Source organism: Methanovulcanius yangii, from assembly GCF_018687785.1.
GTDB lineage: Archaea > Halobacteriota > Methanomicrobia > Methanomicrobiales > Methanomicrobiaceae > Methanovulcanius > Methanovulcanius yangii.
Window position 1 is genome coordinate 209,136 of record NZ_LTBL01000001.1, and the last position, 20,352, is coordinate 229,487.

At 51.1% G+C, this 20,352-nt stretch carries 13 protein-coding genes and 1 tRNA gene; 6 read left to right on the forward strand and 8 right to left on the reverse strand.

Annotated features, from left to right (window positions below; all coding sequences use genetic code 11):
• The first annotated feature begins 32 nt into the window (after nt 1–32).
• Together AZH53_RS01095 and mch are read left to right on the forward strand one after the other, a co-directional pair.
• Nucleotides 33–1,160, forward strand: coding sequence for an ORC1-type DNA replication protein (locus AZH53_RS01095; RefSeq protein ID WP_319641715.1), 1,128 nt, complete (start codon nt 33–35; stop codon nt 1,158–1,160).
• A gap of 75 nt (nt 1,161–1,235) precedes the next feature.
• The gene (gene mch, locus AZH53_RS01100; protein WP_319641716.1) at nt 1,236–2,183 is read left to right on the forward strand and encodes a methenyltetrahydromethanopterin cyclohydrolase; all 948 of its coding nucleotides are present in this window, start codon (nt 1,236–1,238) and stop codon (nt 2,181–2,183) included.
• A gap of 140 nt (nt 2,184–2,323) precedes the next feature.
• Here mch and AZH53_RS01105 read toward each other — a convergent pair whose 3' ends face one another.
• Nucleotides 2,324–2,617, reverse strand: coding sequence for a DUF1294 domain-containing protein (locus AZH53_RS01105; protein WP_319641717.1), 294 nt, complete (start codon nt 2,615–2,617; stop codon nt 2,324–2,326).
• 238 nt (nt 2,618–2,855) lie between these two features.
• On the opposite strand from AZH53_RS01105, the gene AZH53_RS01110 reads away from it, so the two are divergent.
• Nucleotides 2,856–2,929 (forward strand) — tRNA-Val (locus tag AZH53_RS01110).
• Between the two features lie 111 nt (nt 2,930–3,040).
• Here AZH53_RS01110 and AZH53_RS01115 read toward each other — a convergent pair.
• Nucleotides 3,041–3,799 carry a hypothetical protein gene (locus AZH53_RS01115; RefSeq protein ID WP_319641718.1) on the reverse strand — a complete coding sequence of 253 codons (759 nt, stop codon included), beginning with the start codon at nt 3,797–3,799 and terminating at the stop codon, nt 3,041–3,043.
• Nucleotides 3,800–3,891: 92 nt separating this feature from the next.
• Here AZH53_RS01115 and AZH53_RS01120 point away from each other — a divergent pair, with 92 nt between their 5' ends.
• Nucleotides 3,892–4,761 (forward strand): viperin family antiviral radical SAM protein, encoded by an 870-nt coding sequence (locus AZH53_RS01120; protein WP_319641719.1) that lies wholly within the window; start codon nt 3,892–3,894, stop codon nt 4,759–4,761.
• Nucleotides 4,758–8,201, forward strand: a complete 3,444-nt coding sequence (locus AZH53_RS01125) for an alpha/beta hydrolase family protein (RefSeq protein WP_319641720.1) — start codon at nt 4,758–4,760, stop codon at nt 8,199–8,201. Before AZH53_RS01120 ends, AZH53_RS01125 begins: the two co-directional genes overlap by 4 nt.
• Nucleotides 8,202–8,566: 365 nt before the next feature.
• Here AZH53_RS01125 and AZH53_RS11390 read toward each other — a convergent pair whose 3' ends face one another.
• Nucleotides 8,567–8,830 (reverse strand): GIY-YIG nuclease family protein, encoded by a 264-nt coding sequence (locus tag AZH53_RS11390; protein WP_406600364.1) that lies wholly within the window; start codon nt 8,828–8,830, stop codon nt 8,567–8,569.
• Between the two features lie 227 nt (nt 8,831–9,057).
• Here AZH53_RS11390 and AZH53_RS01130 point away from each other — a divergent pair, with 227 nt between their 5' ends.
• The gene (locus AZH53_RS01130; protein WP_319641721.1) at nt 9,058–9,954 is read left to right on the forward strand and encodes an HFX_2341 family transcriptional regulator domain-containing protein; all 897 of its coding nucleotides are present in this window, start codon (nt 9,058–9,060) and stop codon (nt 9,952–9,954) included.
• 259 nt (nt 9,955–10,213) lie between these two features.
• On the opposite strand, the gene AZH53_RS01135 is transcribed toward AZH53_RS01130, so the two are convergent.
• The 5 genes from AZH53_RS01135 to AZH53_RS01155 all read right to left on the reverse strand — a co-directional run bounded on the left by AZH53_RS01135 (nt 10,214) and on the right by AZH53_RS01155 (nt 20,227).
• Nucleotides 10,214–10,684: a GyrI-like domain-containing protein gene (locus tag AZH53_RS01135; protein WP_319641722.1), complete on the reverse strand. Its 471-nt coding sequence runs from the start codon at nt 10,682–10,684 to the stop codon at nt 10,214–10,216.
• A gap of 92 nt (nt 10,685–10,776) precedes the next feature.
• Nucleotides 10,777–11,550: a protease inhibitor I42 family protein gene (locus tag AZH53_RS01140; RefSeq protein WP_319641723.1), complete on the reverse strand. Its 774-nt coding sequence runs from the start codon at nt 11,548–11,550 to the stop codon at nt 10,777–10,779.
• A 168-nt stretch (nt 11,551–11,718) separates the two neighbouring features.
• Nucleotides 11,719–12,957, reverse strand: a complete 1,239-nt coding sequence (locus AZH53_RS01145) for a right-handed parallel beta-helix repeat-containing protein (RefSeq protein WP_319641724.1) — start codon at nt 12,955–12,957, stop codon at nt 11,719–11,721.
• Nucleotides 12,957–14,981: a hypothetical protein gene (locus AZH53_RS01150; RefSeq protein WP_319641725.1), complete on the reverse strand. Its 2,025-nt coding sequence runs from the start codon at nt 14,979–14,981 to the stop codon at nt 12,957–12,959. Before AZH53_RS01150 ends, AZH53_RS01145 begins: the two co-directional genes overlap by 1 nt.
• A complete protein-coding gene (locus AZH53_RS01155; protein ID WP_319641726.1) occupies nt 14,978–20,227 on the reverse strand; it encodes a NosD domain-containing protein in 5,250 nt (1,749 codons plus the stop codon). Before AZH53_RS01155 ends, AZH53_RS01150 begins: the two co-directional genes overlap by 4 nt.
• Nucleotides 20,228–20,352 lie beyond the last annotated feature (125 nt).

A 20,352-nucleotide genomic window follows, 5' to 3' on the forward strand; every position in this document is an offset into this window, starting at 1 on the left:
CCCTTATATATGGCGGAGTGTGATGCTTGAGTATGAAGAAGAACCTGCTGATGTGGGAGGAAACCCTGTTCCAGGATATGGAGGTCTTCGAGATAGACCACATCCCCGAACAGTTCAGCTTCCGCGACACGCAGATGCAGGAGCTTGCCTTCCAGCTGCGTCCGGGCATGCGTGGGGGGCGCCCGCTCAATACCATATGCCGGGGCCTTCCGGGCACCGGAAAGACGACGGCGGTCCGAAAACTCTTCGGCGACATCGAAGAGGCGACGAAGAAGATGGTGCCGATCTACATCAACTGCCAGATAGACAATACGAAATTCGCCATCTTCTCGCAGATATATCGCAAACTATCCGGTCATCTCCCGCCGGCATCGGGGACCTCCTTCAAGCAGGTATTCGACGCGGTCTGCCGCCTGCTGGAGAAGGAGGGGCGGGTGCTCGTCGTCTGCCTCGACGATGCAAACTACCTCCTTTATGAAAACGAGATCAACAAGGTGCTCTACACCCTCCTGCGTGCCCACGAGTCGTATCCCGGTACGCGCATCGGGGTGATCACCGTCATCTCGGACATGACGGTGGATCTCATGAGCGAGGTGGACTCCCGCGTGGCCTCGGTCTTCCGGCCGACGGACATCTACTTCCCTCCCTATGACGAGGAGGAGATCCATGAGATCCTCTCGCAGCGGGTCCGGCAGGGCCTCTATCCCGGCGTCCTTTCCGATGCGATGCTGGACCTCGTGACCGAACAGACGATGAAGAGCGCCGATCTCCGGGTTGGAATCGATCTTCTCAAGCGGGCGGCCCTCAATGCCGAGAATGATGCCCGCCGGAGCGTCGAGATGGATGACATCTGCCGGGCCTATGAGGTCTCCAAGTATCTGCATCTCGCTGCAAGCGTTCGTACCCTGAAGGATGAGGAGAAGGTACTTCTCCGTACTATTGCAGAGCGGTCGCAGGCCGGGGGCGAGATGACGGCAGGAGAGGTGCACGAGGCGGCAAAGGAGACGATGAAGATCGGCTACACCCGCTACTATGAGATGGTGAAGAAGTTCGACGCGATGCGCCTCGTCAACCTCCATTATCGCGAGGGGCGTGGCAGGACACGGGTGATCACCCTGCGGTACGACCCCGCCCGGGTCATTGCAGAACTGGCCCGGTAAGGGCCGCTTCCATACCGCATTTGACAACTCTTATCTATTTTGCTTCAACAATGTATGCGTTAGGAGGATTCCCTCATGATCAGTGTAAATGAATATGCATTGGACCTTTTTGAGGAGCTTGCGGAATATCCGGAGGATTTCAACGCGATATTCCACCAGCTCGACAATGGCGCACGTATCGTCGACTGTGGTGTGAAGGCCAGGGGTGGCTATGCGGCAGGAAAGCGCTTTACCGAGATCTGTATGGGCGGCCTTGCGGACGTCTCGTTCAGGATGGGACAGATCCAGCGCGTCCCGATGCCCTTCATCGAAGTGAGCACCGACTTCCCTGCCATCGCCTGTCTCGGCGCACAGGAAGCGGGATGGAGAATCACCCACGAGAAGTACTTCGCGATGGGCAGCGGCCCGGCACGTGCCCTCTCGCTCAACCCGAAGGAGTGCTACGACATCATCGAGTACCAGGACGACTGTGACTATGCGGTCATCTGTCTCGAGTCCGACCAGCTGCCCTCCGAGGCAGTGATGCAGAAGATCGCCGACGGCTGCAACGTCGATGTGGCAAACGTCTGTGCCGTTGTTGCCCCGACCGCATCCGTTGTGGGCTCCATCCAGGTCGCCGGACGCTGTGTCGAGACCGCGGTCTACCGCCTCGAACAGCTCCACTACGACCCGAAGAAGATCGTCTGTGCGGCAGGCTGCGCCCCGGTGCCCCCCGTGAAGTCCGACTCCACCAAGGCAATGGGCTGCACCAACGACGCGACCATCTACCACGGCCAGATCAACCTGACCATCGACGGCGCCGACATCGCCGACTACATCGACAAGATCCCGTCCAACACCTCGTCCTCGTACGGCAAGCCGTTCTACGACACCTTCAAGGAGGCAAACTTCGACTTCTTCAAGATCGACCAGGGCCTCTTTGCACCGGCAGAGGTTACGATCAACGAGATCTCCGAAGGCAAGGTCTACCACTGCGGCTCAGTCAACACCGAAGTGACCCTCAAGTCCTTCGGCTACATCTGATTTTTTTCTTTTTTTGACCCCTTCAGCTCGTATCCGGGAGCGGGAGCTCCGTCCATCGTGATGGGAGGAGATTATGCGGGTGACGGCTCGTGATGAAGAGGCGATGATGACGGGCGCCGGAGGAGTGGGGGGTGACCGACCTACAGGAATCCTGCCGTCACCATCGCATATGCAAGCCCGGCGATGGCGGCGGCGTGGAGGATGAGAAAGGCGGGCACGAGGAGAAACTTTGTCTTCTGCGTCTTGTGGCGAAACCGGCGCATGCCCGCCCACGCGCCGAACGGCCCGACGGCCGCGGCGGCAAGGAGCGTCCGTTCGCTCGTGCGCCATCGTCCGAGCTCCGCCTTTCTCTTGTCCTGCCCGTAGAGGACAAAGGCGGCGAGGTTGCAGAGGAGATAGAGGGCGATGAGCAGTTCGGGGGCGGGCAGGGTCATCGATGCCGTCTCCTGAAGGTACCGTTCTCCGGCTTGGGAGCAGGAGCTGTCATGGCATCCGGACCGCTATGAGGCATCGTCGTTTCCCTTCTCATCATTCTCATGTACCAAGGGGAGGGAAGGATAAATATCCTGCACAATCGCCGTGGAATACACAGAAAGCAGCCCCCATTTCGACCACCATTGCATAAGGCTTAATAGCTCAGAAAAAAATGAATTTAAAGCACATACCGCATGCGGGCTTGTGGTCTAGCTGGTTATGACATCGCCTTTACACGGCGAAGATCCCCGGTTCGAATCCGGGCAGGCCCATCGTTTTTATGTTTTACCCAAAATAATGGCTAATTCTATCTTTGATTTGTTCAGGAAATAACAGGAGAAAAAAAGAGGAGAATTCGAGTAATCTAAATTTTGAGCCCTTCATCACTGCTCTTTAAAGATATTGTATGCAAATATCCCATCAGATGTAAGACGGTATAGAACATCTCTTCCAGATCTTTTTTCCTCAACGAGATCCCATGATTTGAGTTTTTTCATATCTCTTGACTGGTTCACCTTGTCATTACCACTCAGACGCTCTGAACTTGAGTTAATCATACCAAGTTCGATTAAGATATCCTTGTTTTTCATCCATCCGTCTCTTATATCAATATTCTTGTTACGGACTTTATTACCAAGAATTATTACAACTCTTATAAGATCCGGATAATTTTCCAGTTCACTTACTGACATTTTTGGAATTTTTAATTCAATCAGAGAATCAGGAGTTCTGGTTATGCAGACATTGCCCCCAAGCCACACAGCCATAAGAAAAAGACTTGTGGAAAAGAGGGCTGTTCCGGCAGTAACATTAAATGAAAAAGCTGCATTCTTGTGTTGATTACGAATTTTAAGGATGGCATCTCGAATAACATCTTGATTTAGTTCTGAAAGATGAATGAGCTTAAACTCTCTTCGATTATCAGAATTCACGCGATGTTTTACTTTTGCAATCGCTGTTTTAATATTGGTCTTTCTCTCTTTTAGAGATTCAGAATCACCATTTTGAATATTAAGCATCTCATTTTCGACCATAACAATTACATGCGATGGGTCGTACTTCTGAACAGAAATTGAATAGGTATTGTGGATATTTTCACCTGCACTTATGATTAGCAGATGCTCTTGGTGATGATCTGGCATATACTTACTATTGGTTTGGACTAATAATAGTTTCACATACTATGTAATGGTTACAAAATACAATCATCACTTCGTTTGATGACCTATGATACATGTCACCAAAATCTGTCGTCAAATCTGTGAACTGGCATATTACAAACCGCTGCAATTATTCATGCCGGTTCTGTTTTGCTCAGAATCTTGGAAAGCATGAGGTATCACTTGAAGAGGGGCAAAAAATTCTAAAAAAACTTAGTAATGCCGGAATTGAAAAAATTAATTTTGCGGGAGGTGAACCGCTTCTCCATCCAAGGCTACCTGACTATTGCAAAACGGCAAAAAGTCTTGGTATGACCGTTTCAGTTACTACAAACGGTTCACGTCTTGACCGTAAAATGATAGAATCCCTATCAGGGAATGTGGATTGGATTGCTCTCTCAGTTGATTCCTGCTTAGATACTGTAGAAGCAACTATGGGCCGTGGAAGGGGTGAACATGTTACTAACGCGCTGAATGCTGCCTTTCTGATCCATGAGGCCGACATTCGCTTGAAAGTAAATACTGTCGTAACCTCGCTGACCTGGCAGGAAAATATGAGGCCACTGATCAGGATGATGGCACCAGACCGCTGGAAAGTAATGCAGATGCTGGTAATTGAAGGTGAAAACAAGACCTCTTCAATTGGACTTGGAATAACAAATGGACAATTCCGTGAGTTTAAAGAGCGTCATCGCTCGATTTGCCTCAGTCCGGGTGTATATCCGGTTTTTGAAACCGCGGATGATATGGAGGGATCATATTTCATGATCACTCCTGATGGGCATGTGAAATCGGATGTCGGAAAAAAGATTACACTGTACTCTCTTGATGATGTTCTAAGAGAGGGAATTGATACACTCGTTGATTCAGACAAATATCTGGATAGAGGGGGACTATATAATTGGAAGAATTTATGTGAGGATAATATAAAGGTGGTACTATGAACATATCCATTCGAGAAAAATATGTCCCTTATTTTATATACGAATTACATCGACACCAGCAATATCAAGTGCTTGCAGAAAATGTTCAAAACTGGGATGACGAAAAAATATCGCAGGAAAATATAAAATCAAATCTTCTTTCACTTTTTCAATATCGAATGTTCACTGACCCTGGATTTTATCAGCATGTATTTGAAGCAATTCAAAATGATGAAATAATAATTCAGAATACCATTCGTTATCTGAAATATCTCTGGTATTCATGGACAGTGGATCCTTTATCCTATTTACAGGAACTTCCCGCAAGCAACACGGAATTTGAGGAAAGACTGGACGAGATTTGTGATAAACTGTGCACTGGATGCGAGAATTCTCTTGCAAAATATCTATACAAATATCCCCTGCATTCTGTATTGGATTATTCATTTATTCTGGAACTCCGAAACCTGTTGAAAAAGGAAAATCGAGACTTTTGGGAACTGTCCTTTCTTCAGTTGACAAGAAATTGCGGTCCGTATTCTGATGTTGGGATTATCGCATATCTTGTAACAAAAGGACAGAAAGATCTTAAATTATGGAAAAAATTGGAACTGGAATGGCTGAAGTACTTTAACAATGAAATAACTTTTGAAAAAAACCTCTATCCAAGGTACTCGAATTTTGTGGATGATGATGAGGTTTTAGCCTCCAATGAAGAATTTGAAAAATTAGAACGATATTTCTTTTCTCCTGCTAGAAATAAAGAACCGGAAGCAAGCCTTTTCTTTTCTAAGACAAATTACTGCTTGGATTTACGTAAAAGAATTGCTAAAGAATTCCATATTGATAATAAACCCTATTGGGAATTTATCCCACCAAAGTTTGAAGATTATCGATCTTCGGAAGAATGTTACTTCGAAGAATTTCGTGCAAATCTCATACAAGAATCACGGCCTTTTGTAATTTACCAGAAGTTTACAACAGACTTTATGAGTATTGCTGCCGAATTCTGGTTTTTATCAAAGACAGAACCGGAAATGCTTTCTTTATTGAATCAGGAATGGGAATTTTCAACAGAGAAGATGCTGGTCTCATTTGCTGATCTGCCCTTGTCTGTTATAGGCGATCATGGAACCTCATATCTCGATTACGGGTGCGCAGACGAGGCATTAGCGATATTTGAATATTATCTTACCTGTGCAAAAACCCCGGAAGAGCATTACCATGGACATATGAACATAGCAGAGTGTCACCGGCTGCATAAGCAGTATGATGACGCTTCTTCTCATTATTTACAAGCAAAGGAAATCGTTGCTCCCTTCCTCGGAACAATGAATTGGCATGGTCTTGATAAGGAATTTCAGTCACCCGAAGCCTATGGGCGACTTGCCGAAATCCATATTCGTGAGATGAACTATCTTTTGAAAAAGAAAGAACTTAAAATCAATCCGAAAAAAATCCTGAAAACTTCATTGATGGCTTTCAATGAAAAAGATAGATTGGCAAATAATATTTTTAAAATTTATCGCCGTGTCGGTCTTGGTAGAAAGGGATCAAAATTATCAGATGAATGGCACGCCTACTCTCTGAATGATAGTATAAATGAACTGAATCTGCCAAAAGAAAAAGCGGAATCTCTTCGAAAAGAACAAATTGAATTTGAAGAAATGTGGAGGCAGGTCAATGCCACTTTTGAATACAATGAAATGGATCCGATTTGGGAGGATCGTGAGGAGCGGAAAAAGCAGTACCAGTATTTCACTAAAATCTGCAAAAATGCATTCCAAATCTCTCTAAATTCAAAATATTGTGAGAAATTGTGCAATCTCCCAAAATTCTATCCAGAGGATATTACAATCAATCGCCAATTGAAGCTGAATTTAAATGTTGAAACGATATATCGGTCAGAGCAAGAATTCTATCTACAGTGTATCTATGAATATGCTGAATCATTATACAAAATCGGGAATTACAAGCTATGTTCCGATCTGACCCGCGAATACCTGAGATTCTGTAAAGAGATTCATTACTGGGATGCGAATTTGCCTGTAACTGATGACGAACTGAATAAGGATGTTAAACATCTCTTTCATTCAAACCCAAAAGACAAAAAAAACAATTCAATTGTCGATCTTCATGCAGAATTGGTACGGGGGGAAAATTCTCCCTTTAAACAAGTCAAAGTATATCAAGATCTTTGTGCGGCATTAGGTCTATGGGGCATCTCTGCCTATGCAGGGTGTAGTTTGATTATGGAGGGTAAACTGGAGGAAGGTATGCAGATATTCTCTGATGAATTGAAACGCTTATCCTCCTTGCAGCATGAATGGGAGCTTTCACTGAGATTCGGTCATTTTATTGGCATAATAATTGAGAATGCATATTGTTCTGGTCTTGAGGTTCGGAAGAATTTATTTGAATATCTGGAAAATGCAACAATTGAGCAGTTCCCAGGGTATCCAGGTGTTTACCTTGTTTCTGATACATATCTTAGCCATTACTGGTTGCCGGAAGCGGAAATCTGGTTCAAAGGAAAGAAGCATGATCGCATTATCAAACAATTGTCATTGGATGATAAAGGAAGAATGTATCAGATTAAGGGACGCTTCTATCTGAAACGCGGTAGCATGGGTGCTGAGAAAATGCTTAGAAAAGCAGAGGAATCTCCGATCATGTCTAGACCCGGCCAAGAGATGATGTCGCTTCAGCGCGATCTTGCAAATCTGGCTCTGCTCAAAAAGGATTATTCCGGCATGAAAAAGTGCTATGTGAAGATACTTGAGTCCGGATATGAGCCGAATAATGAACCTTTAAAGAAAAAAATGGAGAGTATTCAGAATTATCTCGACAGACATCTTATATTGGATAAACTCTCATCCCCGAAGTTGGAAGAAGTAGTTAGATATTTTGAAAAGGCAGAGTTGGAATCCATTCAATTCTATAATTTAGAAGATTCAGACTCATCAAAGGATAAAAAGGTAGATTGTTCAGATCCTTTGAGTCATTATGCATGGGGGCTTGACAAATATCTCTATCTTGTTTTGTGGACAAAAGTTCGGGATGATGTTTTTAGCAAAAAAATATCTGAATCAGAATACAATGATTTGAAGAATTCAAAGGAAATTTCGCGAAACTCCTGGTATCCTCCATTTGAACGTAATATATATGGTAAGTCTACCGAGAAATCACCAACTCTTGGAAATTGGAAGTATTTATTAGAGGCATTGGATTCAGAAGCTCCTAATCAGGTAATTCTACATATGAGTAATTATCTTGATAGATTAGACCACGAACTGAAAGAAAATATTACGAAAATTGCAGGTATTCTTCATCCTTATCGTAACGATATATGTCATGCCAAGCCAGTTTATTTGAAACCAAATGAGTTTCAAGAAAAAAGATTGAATATCGTGGGCTTATTGAATGATCTCTTTGATAGCATGGCTGATTTAAAATTATAAATTATATTTTTTATTGAAAAATTAACATCCAATGTAAATGGATGCGTGTTTCTTGCTGCAACATTTTGAAAATTTATGAGTAAAGTGTTTATTGTTCCTAGTTAGAATCCGGGCAATTCTATTAATATTTACTCAGTAGTCCTAAGGCAATACCTCCAATACAAACTATCCATGAGAATATGCCAACCGGGCCTGTATCATATTTTGCTATGGCAGTTCCTACTGCTAATAGTGAAAAAAACAGCCAGACAACCGTCAGGAATGAAGGGTTGATATGATTCGAATTATGAAACATTGACATGTCAATTTCCTTTTTTAATTTCAAAAGGATTCATGTTTGAATCCTTTGTTCTTCAATTTGTTTTTTAGAGTTTATCGTTATACTTCGGGAACCTTCCTTGGTTACGCTTGTATCTTGCAAGATCCTCAGTTTCGTGCTTTAATGCGGAGTCCTGGGTGCGTTTTGTAGAACTGGAATAATTGGTAAATCGCTTTCCGTCTCTTTCATGCTCTGCAATACGCCTGTCTAAGTCATTAGTAATTCCCATGTAGACAATTTTGTTCCTGTCACGAAGTGTATAATTCACGGTGTCTCTTTTTTGCGACAAGTAATCACCAGCCCCCCTCATTTTATCGCGAGGTTTCTGATAAAAATCTCCGTGAAGAAAATTTCTGTCTTAGCTTTCTATATTGAATGCCGTATATTGTGAGATTAATTCCCGGAATTCTTTGTCACAGAATAGATATTGTTAATATGGTAAATATTTTGCTCACTTATTAATATTAGCAAATAATAGTATTTAGCATAACTCATTTTTTAACAAAATTCATCTATGTTTAAAACAACAGGGAAATTATGAGAAATGATTTAGGGAAAATTGTTTATATCGTCCCTCTTGGTCATGAAAGGGACCGTGCAATAGCCCCATTTCATGATCGAAAAGCAGACCTTGTTTATCTGGTAATAAATGACGAAATTCCAGAGAAGGGCGGAAAAGACGATCAGATGCAGAGAAAACAGGATATATATACAGATTTAGTTGTCAATGATCTTAAAGAGATGAATATTCCGGTGAAAATTATTCGGACGGATATGTTTGATCTTAAGATCCTGATCAATACTCTTGCAAAGCTAATCATTATGGAAAAAGAGAAAAAGAGCACTATTCGAATAAATATGTCTGCATCAGGCCGTTTTACCTCTGTTGCAGCCTCAATAGCAGGAATGGCATATGATGTATCAGTTTATTACGTGCACTCAAATGGTTTTTCTGAGACTAAAGAAGACCTTCTGGAACATGGTGTTAGTATCTGTTCTTATGATTCAATCTGGATTGAAGAATTCTCAAATTATAGATTTGAACTGCCAACTGAGACGGAGATTTGCATATTGGAAATGTTATATGAAAAATGTCGTGACAAGCATAAATGGGCGACAACCAAGGAATTGTGCGACCTTCTTCACGATAAATATCCTGACAAATACGAGAAATTACCAGTTTTCCGAGATGTAGATACTAAACATTTTCCAAAAGATGAAAAAGACAGACTCCGAAAACTTCAGAGCAAACTTCTGATGAAATTAAACGGATCGATTATGAGGAAACTTGTTGCAAAAAAATATGCTGACCGAAATGATCCAAATGAATCATCTGTTAAATATAAAATAACTTCATCAGGCGAATATGCCCTCCATTTGTCAGGTTTTGGTGAAAAATTGAAAGTAGAGGATTATTTAAACCCGATCCCCTAAAATCGTCATAATTTACCCTTAATACGCTAGAAAGAGTGCGATGACCCCATCATTTGCTTTAAGCGATGGAAAGAAAATATTCAATACGACTTGTAATGCCAATAATAGGGGCAAATTATGATTTACATTAATTTAGACATTTTTTACAAATTGTTCTGGTGTAGAGTGAAAATATCTCAATTTCTTGATGTCTTCTCCTAAGTTATTGGGGAAATAGAGGAAATTTCAGGGAACCTTGGGAGGTGGACCTCAATGGTTCTCACCTCACCGGAATACATATCTGTGTCAGGATCTCCTCTAACGGAACTTCCGCCGGGTCGTTGAGATAGATCTCCCGGATGGGTCCGGTGATTACCTTGTCATGCTCCTCTATCCAGGCATAGAGAGCTTCGTACGCAGGAGTGACGCTCTCGTAGGGGCCGCGGTGGACGACGCATGCCACGGTCTCGGTCGGGATCTCGTAGCAGGTGATCTCTTCGTTCTCCTCGGTCGGCCCTGAAATGGGAAGGACGACCTCGACATCGGCGCATTCGTTCTTGTCCGCCTCCATTGCCTCCTCGGGCGTCATCTCGTGGCAGATGAACATCGGCGGGCCGGTAATGTCCAGTCCCTTCTCCTCAGCATAACAGCAGAGCTCGGGGATCATCTCGGCAATCAGGCGGTACGGGCCACGTCGCCTGGTGCAGATGACGGTGTGGCGGGGGCTCTTCTTTTCCGTGATTCGATACATGGTCCTCATCCCGCGTGTGTCGGGGGAATACCATTTATAGATTTCTCAGCGGCGGCCCGGATATGAATTGAAAAAGAGGTGGAAGGGGGTGGTTATGCAGCTGTGAAGCTGACGGAGAATGTCTCGTCGTCCTCTGCAGGCTCTTCCCACGGGCGGGCGTAGACTGCATCGAAGGTGCCGTCGCCGCCGTCCGGGAAGGTGACGAACCACTCGTGGGTGCCGCCGGCGCCCACCATACCCTGAGAGGCCTCCAGGGACATGATGTAGGTGTCAGCCGCGATGGCTGCACCGCCGCCGACGGTAGCGTTCCACTGGTAGCCTGTGGTCGGGTTCTCCTCGAGTTTGATGAGGACGATATCGCCTGCGGGCACCGCAACCTCCCCGCCGTTGTCATCCGCCGTGACGGTGATGAGATCGGAGCCGGCCGGGACGACGTAGAAGGAGATGGTATACGTGTCATCGGAAGGCTCGCCTTCCCACGGCCGGTAATAGACGGCACCGAAGGTGACGAGGCCGGTCGTCCGCGGCTCCATTGTCCAGCCGTGCACCCCCGCGGCGCCAACGGTTTCCGTCTCGGGCGGGGTGTAGGTATCCTGTGTGATCGCAAGGCCGTCGGATCCCGTCACCTTCCAGACGTAGCCGGTCGAGGGGTTGTCCGGGAGCTTGATGATGATCGAGGCGGTTTCGTTGACCGGGATGACCTGACCTTCGTTCGTGTCATCGACGAGCACGACTTCGTCCGGGTCCGGGACCGGGATGGGGGACGGCATCTCCGCCCCGTCGCCGTTGTCCGCCGTCGTACATCCGGCGGCACCGATGACTGCACCGAGAATGCACGCGAGCAGAATTGCGTATATTGGTTTCATGGTCAATCAGGAGAGTATCGGCGCGGTCCCTTTTAAAGAAAGCGATGAATTCGAACTTTTTCGCAGTTATTACACAAAAAAGAAGGGGGGAGAACGGCAGTCTCGCCGGACGAACCAGCACCTTTCATGTGACGATAGGAAGGGGGAGAGTGATTCTCCCGGTACTCCTCAGTCCTTGCGCCAGACGAGATAGAAGAGCACGATGCCGATGACGGCGAGAATGCCAATCAGGACGTAGAAGAGGTCGGGTCCGGTCGTCTCTGTCTTTGCAAGGAGGGCATAATCACCCGGAGCGGTTGCGGTCGCGGAGGTGATCGCGCCGCCATTGTCCTCAATCGTGGTAGCGCCGGCGAAGACCGGTTTGGCACCGTCGATCCGGTAGAACCCGAACGTCTCCGCATCATAGCCTTCGAGGTCTGCTGCGGACGCCTCCGCTTCCATGAGGATAAAGGGGTCGGTAAAGGATTCCGCCCCTTCGATGGCGGTGAAGTTCAGGGCCCCGCCGAATTGCAGGTACCCCTCGGGCGTGTCATATATCTGCCTGAGAAGTCCGAAATTCCATCCGCTCACGGTCCACGGGCCGCAGGCATACACGGTGTCGGAGAAGACATCCGCCGAAAAGTAATCCGGCCCTTCCATGGTGTCGGCCTCTACCGTACACCCGATTGCATTGTACATCTGGAGGTACTGGATCACGTTGGAAAGCGTCGAGCCCGTAATGCGGGTATCGGTGACCCCTATCCCGAGCATCCCCGCATCCACGTCGCTGAAGGTCGTCTCCTCGATGGTGCCGTTGCCACAGTGTTCTGCAATGATCCCGATGTCGCACCCGAGTACGGCGCTCTTCCGCAGGGCGAACGCATCGACATTGTGCAGCGTGACTCCGCTGGCACCGCCGTTGACCCGGACCTCCTCTATTTCAATGTTCTCCGAAGAGGTGATCTCAAGTCCCGACTGGTCGGCGAGAATGCTGGTGTCTGAAACTGAACAGTTCACACAGTCGGAGAAGAGAATGCCGGTATCCCCGGCGACGACGTTGCACTCCCTGACATGCGAACCCGAGGAGGCATTGAGCATGATGCCGATGGCGGGACCGTCACAGGCAAGATCACTGATCGTCACCCCGTCCGCCTCAATGATAAAGGCGGCAAGCTCACCGTCCGTCCCGATGGACACGCCGTCTGTGCCGAGAACCGTCACCGGCGTCCGCACCACGATGTCGCCGGGGTAGGTTCCGGCCTGGACGGCGATCGTGTCGCCCGGAGATGCCGCATCGACGGCCGGCTGGATGGTGGTAAAATCGGCTCCCGACGGAGCGACCACGAGAGTCGCCCCCTGCACGCCTGACACTGCCGCCATGAGAAGGAGCACCGCCAGAATGCTGTAGTGTATCCAATGTGTATGCATTACTGTTTCACCGCCCTGAGGGTTACGTCCCGTGTAAATGATGAATCCATATCCATCCGCGCTTCGTATTCGTAGAACGTGAAGAGCTCCCCGTGGTACGAGTTGCTCTCCTGCACCGACCAGCGTCGGGTATAGACATTATTTCCTGTTTTTGTGAGCAGGCCGGTTACCTTTTGATCCGTCATCGCCGACATCTGGTCATCGACCGAGTCCGCCTGAATCCGGAGGAACCGGATAATCCCGTACCTCAGGTCGTCATCGGACACCCGCGGGAGTGTCTCTGCCACGATTCCTGTCACCGGTGTCCGGCCTGGAATCTGTATGGCCCCCGTGGTCGGGATCTGCCCTCCGCTCTCGGCGGTCTGGCCGCTGCCGCCTGTCTTGAAGAGGACTGACCCCGCGTACTGGATGGTCCCCGAGACGTCGAAGGCCACCGGGAACGGGGTCAACGGAATATCGAGTGTCGACAACCGCTCCTTCACGACGGTATTGATGCTCTGGTGGTCAGTGATCTTACCGTTCACATTCGACCGGATGAGCCAGCGCTCCTCGAAGGGCACTGTATAGGAACCCTCCCATGTTCTCCCCTCGGAGTAGAGGGTGAGGGTGTCCGTATAGACAAACGAGCCATCGGTCAGCTCCTGGCCGGTGTTCTTCTCTCTCTGTGTCGTCGTGTCGATGCTCAGGGTGTACTGGTAATCACGCAGGTCGTACTGGTCCTGGAAGGAATACTCGTAGATGAGGTCTCCTGACTCCTTCCAGTCGACCGTTGCAACATACTCGTCTTTCTTCACCACGATCTCCGCCCATGCCTCAATGGCGTCCTGATAGCCGGTGCCAACGTCCTGGAAGAGGATGCGCAGTTTTTCGAGCCCCTCCTTTTCACCGGCGACAAACTTCAGCACCGCCGTCCCGTCGGCGGCAGTGACGGGGTTACCGTCACCGTCGACTGGCCCCACCACCGAGACCTTGGCGCCCGTAGAGAGGCGGTGGGTCTCGATGTAGAGACTGCGCCCCTCCAGCGGCCGCTTGGTGCCATCCGTATTGAGCTCGAAGAGCGAGAGGTAGATATCGGTTGCCCCGCGGGGGGCGATCTCGGCATCATTCGGATATGCCTCGAGGATGACGCCGGTGATCGCAATCGTCGCCTTCGACCGGACCTCTTTGTGTCCCCTGCCGACGGTTGCGATCGCGACCGTGTCGCTGCCGGCACCGACGCCATGCGACCGGGCAAGATGGTACGTGGCACGGGCGGTGCCGTCGGCACCGGTGGTGGCGACCTGCCAGCCCTGGTAGGCGGCGTCTTTTGATGCACCGTCATCGGTCGTCACCCGTCCACGGGCGGTCTCTGACTCAAAGTAGACCTTCGTCCCCGGCACCACGTCCCCCTTACAGTTTCTCACCGTAACCGTGATCGTCGTGGTGTCCCTGATGTCCTCTGCCGTGACCGATTCCGGCCGGACCGTCACCGAGAGCGAGGGGGCACGCGGTGGGACGGGGTTTGCTGTCTCGTGTGTTTCTATGAGTGCCGAAAGGTCGCCGAGCGCTTCCACCTGTGTGTTGACGGCGCCGATAAGTCCCTCCATGGATGCCGTCTCCGTGCTGCCGCGTGCAATGACGGTGAAGAGGTCGGCATCGATAATCGTGGTTTGGACGACGTACCGCGATCCCACGGTGCCGATGGTCAGGGTGGCAATATACTCCGCACTGGTACTGCGGGCGATGGTTGTCAGTGCCTGCGTCTCACCGCTGTCGGTGCCGAGGAGAATCTTATCATGCGCGAAGCCGAGCACGTTTCCCACGTCCTGTGCCGACAGGATTTCGACGGCAGGATTTGCATTGCGCAGCCCGATTGAGAATGCGTCATTGAGCGCCTGTCCCTGTTCCTGCGTGATGAGATCCGAATTCACCTTCGTTGGCATCAGATAGACCTTCGGTGCCGGGCACCCGTCCGCAGCCGCCGCCGGGATGATGGCAGCCCCGGCCACCGCAAGGACAAGCATCAGGACAAGATAGCGTTTCATGGGATCACCTCCGTCGGAACGAGGGCGGTCGCCGGCTGGACGACCACCCGCTGGTGTACCGTCTCCCCCGGACTGATACGGGCGCGGTTTGCCGGGTCGACCGGGATGGTCATCATCTCACCCGCCCCGGTCGTCACCTGCCCGCCGTACCAGTAGGTGCCGGCAGGGACGCTGAAGGTCACTTTGTCGTGATCGGTGCCCGTCTCCTGCTCCGCGACGATTGCAAGCGAGACTGCGTCCATCAGCCAGATCCGGCTCGATGAGGGCATGCCGCCGGTGACGGAGAGCGGGAAGGAGAGGGTAAGCGTCCCCTCCTCCCTTGCCACCGTGAACGTAGCAATATCCTGTGCGACGAGGGTATCCGTGCTGTTGTAGAGCATCGATCGGATCAGGTAGGTCCCTTCGCCCCACCCGGCATCGACGGTCTCATCGAGTATGGTCTCGAAGAGGGAACCGAGGGGTGCATAGTGACGGGATGCATACGATTCGGTACCTGCCGGCAGATAGGTCGTCGACCCGTCGGGGTGCTCCATCAGGATGACGAGCGTCTCCTCTTCTGCACGGGTGCCGCCGGTTGCGGCATGCATCACCTGAAGCGGCATGTCGTCGCCCAGAATGTCGCGGTTGATGTAGAGCCGGACCGCGGGTTCCGCGCTGAAGAAGACCGGGACCGGGGAGAGGGAGACCAACCGGTCACTCCCCTCCGGTTCGAGGGTCGCCACGAGTTGGTAGGTCCCTGCGAGATCTGTTGCCGAAAAGCTGAGGCTTCCGGGGAGACGGCCGTAGTGGTTGCCATGGACATAGGCGTCATCGAGCGGTACGGCATCAAAAGACCCGTCGGGGAAGGAGATGATCTCTCCGTCCGGTGCGACGAGGTACACCCTCGCGGTGAAGCGATCCTCCGGTGCGATGCCTGCGATCTCCACCCAGACCATCATCTCGTCACCGGACCCGAGGGACTGGTCGGGGGTATAGACCCGGATGGAGGGAGCCGATGCCGGCAGGTCGGGAACGAGGGCGACGGTTCGCACATGCCATGAGGACAGATCCGCCATCCGGCCTGGGTTTTGGGTGTGGACGAATGAGATAATGTTCTCGTCATCCGGGACGATCCGGTCCGCCGGGACCGATATCGTCACCATTGTGTACACGCCGGCGGACGGGGAGGAGACGTTCTTGAGGAGAATGCCGGTTCCTGCAGCAGGGATGACGGACGTCTCGCCGCCCGGCACACCTGCGAGCTGCCGGTTCAGGTAGACGGATACCTCCTCGTTGGCTGTGGTTTCAACCTCGAAGGAGAGGGTATAATTGACTGTCCTGCCGGTGAACGACACCGCGGCATCATCGGGATAGGCCGTCGTCCCGAGGGGTTCGCCTTCACCGATGGCAAGCGGGATCACCTCGAAGCTGACCGAACCCTGCCCGTACCTGCCGAAGTAATCGACGCCCGTCACCGTTATCTCATGGGTGCCGAGGGTGAGACGGTCCAGAGGAATTGCCCTGCCGGGTGAAACCCGCACGTATGCCCCGCCGTCGAGCTGGTAGTAGGCACGGGCGAGGGGGGAATTTGCCGAGTAGGTGACCTCCGCCTGACGCTCGACGGTCTGTCCGGCGTCGGGGGTGATGATGGTGATCAGAAACGCCGGTTCTTCAACGACGGGGAGAGGGTAGTCCAGCGGTTCGGGGGTGTCATCGCCGGTGTCGGCAATCGTCGGTTGGGGTGTTGGTTCCGGCTCCGGCGTCGCCGCATCCACGCTGAAGTTCACCATGGTCGCATTGGTATTGCCGATGATGTCGTCCATGTAGACCGCCACGGCATGGGTGCCGTTTGCAAGGCCCGTGAGGGTGGTGCCCGCGGCCGGACTGAGGGGAGTGCTGTTTGTGCCACCATCGAGTGCATACCACCAGGAGAAGGCATCGCCGTCCGGCGACCAGACGTTCAGAGCGACGTCACGGAGAGGGTAGGTGGTGTTCTCCTCCGGCGAGGAGACATAGAGGACCGGCGGGGTGGTGTCAACCGTTGCGGTGAAGGTCACCGACGAGCTGTTCTCGTTGCCGGAGGTGTCATTGGCCCAGACCTGAAGGGTGTGCTCTCCCACGCTCATGGCCGGAAGCGTGATGTTCGGAGTGAAGGTCACATTGGCGGCGGCATCGAGACTGTACCACCACGTCGCGACATCCGGGTCGGGGCTGGAGACTTCCAGCAGGACGGCGGCGCCGGGATAGCTCTCTTTCTCCACCGGGGTGTGGATGAGGACAACCGGCGGGATGTCGTCAGGGACGAAGGTGTCGAGGAGGGGGTGATGATCCTGACCGGGAGTCGCCCCGCCGGTGGTGTAGGGCAGCTCGGTGTCGCCCAGTCCGTCGCTGTTCAGGTCAAGGCCTGCATAGTCGTCCCAGTAATTTCCGGCAATCCACGGGCCGCCGAGAATGTTGGTGCCCGCCACGGGGGTGATATTCCAGCGGGTGCCGGTCCCCCAGTTCTGTGCATGCGCAACGGTATTGCTGAGGAAGCGGTTGTTGTAGAAGAGCGAGTTATCGGCATAGCTTTTTAGACCAATACCCTGTCTGCCTGCAAAGGTGTTGCCAATCGTACATCCCGTCACCGTCTGGTTGTTGTTGTCACCACTGGAATCCCAGATGCCGTATGACTCTTCCGTCTCGGTGGAGTGCCCGTTGTTGGTGACGGTGCACCCGGAGATGAGATTGTCGACACAGTCATACGAGAAGGTGATTCCCGTCGGATTGTTGGCAGTCACGGTTGTATTGGTAATCCGGCCAGCGGTCATGTTGTATGCCCAGATTCCTGCCATTCTACTCCCATCAACCACATCATACCCATTTGAGTCGGTTATGGAATCATTGATGGTGATATCATACCCGTCCCCGATGAGTATGCCCTGGTAGGCATTGCCGTGAGCAGTGACGGAATCGATGGTGACATTCGATGAACGGTAGATGAAGAACGACTGGGCATTCTTCTCCAGGTACAGGTTCTCCACCCGGATGTCGCTGCAGCTGATGAGGGCAAGGTACCCCGGTGCGGGAGAGAGGGTCGTGTAGTTGTACACCTCTCCTGTCGCACCCACGATCCAGTAGATGGGGGCCCCTTCCACCGTGTTCGTGGTATCGATGACGTTGCGCGAGGGCCTGCTGCCTGCATAGACCACATCGCCGTCAAACCCAAACCCGTAGGTGCACCCTGCGATGGTATTCCCACTCATCTGCAGGTTGTCGGCCTGTTCAGTGAGCAGGATGCCGAACTTGTAATTTTCGACGGTGTTGTTGCGGACGATATTGCCGTCTTCCGATATGTCGATCCCCGCAAAGTGGTATTCGCACGGTCCCAGAACCCGATTGTCTTCGATGGTGTTACCGTCACCGAGGATGTGGATATATGTCTGATTCAGGAGGGTGTTGTGAGAAAGGACGTTGCCGCCGGTGTCCTCGATTAACACCTCTCTTCCATAGCTGTCATCATAGCCGGAGGGTGTCCACCCGGCAGGGTCAAAGGTATTGTTCTCTATCCGGTTGTTGGTGGCATAGTTGTTTACTGTTGTCGTCAGGTACGTGTTATGGAGAATCCACGTTTTGCTGTTGGTGACCGTATTGTTCGCAAAGAGGGTGTTTCTGGCATAGTTGAGCCAGACCCCGTAATAGGTGCCGTTGATGGTGTTGTTGCGGATGATGTTGTTTGAGGATGTGGCGATGATGCCGTACAAGGAATCATCGATCACGGTGTTGCGGATGGTAGTGTTGGTACTTCCGATCCTGACTGCCGCAGACTCCAGTGAAGATGAACGGCTACACCAGGCGTCACGGATGACAAACCCGTCGAGGATGCAATCGCTCGTGTGGAACACAAAGACATCGCCATTGAAGGGGTAGGGGTCGGTCGCATTTCCGCTCACCACCGGCCACCCGACACCGGTCAGGTTGACCCGGGTGGTGACATCGTGGTAGCCGGAGTAGTTCCCGGCATAGACGAGGATCGTATCGCCGTCCATGGATACTGCAAGGGCATCGGTGATATTTTCGTAGTCGGCGGGCGGCACCGGAATGTCGCCGTTGTCATCGTCCACGGTGATAACCATGGGGAGCCGTTCGAGGGTGGTGAAGGAGCCCGTGCTGCTCGTCGTGGTGCTGTCAGCATCATCCGTCCGTTCCGCGTAACAGCGGTAATAGTAGGTGGTGTTCGAGGTAAGCCCGGTAAGGGGAATGGAAGGTGTGGTGGTGGCATTGTCCCAGACGGACCATGAGGCACCGGCAAGTCCTTCGTCCGTGCCGTAGAGAACGCGGTTGTCGCTCTCCACGCTGTTGCCGATCGTCCAGCTTATATTTGCACCGTTCGGCGTGACCCCGGATGCCGTGATGCCGGAAATGGCGGGTGAAGGTGCGGGAATGGGTCCACCGGGCACCATCAAGGGGTAGGGATCTGAGTTTATCGTTGGCCCTTCGCCGCCGGAAATATTGTAGGGCGTATCGCCGATTCCATCGTTGGGATCCTCATCGATTCCGTCGTAGTCGCTATACCAATTGCCCCTTTCAAGAGTCTCGTTGTACCAGAGGTTTGTCGATGGGGTGGCACCGCTCTCAGCAGCATTGTTGTAAAATCCGCTGCCTATCTCACAGTAATTGTCGAGATTATTGTAATAGACCTCGTTACCTGATGAATCCTCGAGGGAAATGCCGGGCCAACCATCGTTGGCGTTGCCAGTACAGGTATTGTTACTGACTGTGCTGTCAGTCGTATCTAAAAGGTAGATGCCGCCACCAAAGTTGTCTTCGCAGGTATTGTTGAAGATGGTGGCCCCGTCCGAGCCCCTTATATATATGCCGACATATCCAGACGACATGATCCGATTGTTCCTGACCACCGTGTTGTTGTTCAGACGTACGTAAATGCCAGCGTAATCGGCGTTTCTCACCTCGAACCCCTCGAACACCACGTTGTCTGTTTCAAGCCTTACGGCATCGTTATTCTTCCCCGTCCCGTCGATCACCGGCCAGCCGCTTCCGGTCAGGGTGAGTTGCTTGTCGACGATGATGTTTTCATTATACGTACCCCCGCTGACGATGATGGTGTCCCCGGCGGAGGCACCATCAATCGCCCCCTGAATGGTTCCATACTGTGCCGGTACATTAATCTCTTCTGCGCAAACCCCCGGAATTCCCCCACAGACCAGAAGAAGTACCGTTACGAGAACAAGCCACCTGATTTTCTTTCCTTTTCCATACTTTATCACAGGAATCACCTCATCCTGAAAAGAGCACGTGCGCTCCCCCCAAACAGGCATTTATTGGTATCGGTAACAATGGAAAGTATGTGTAAAAATTTATAACATTTTGGATGCGGCGAAGCATTTGCAAT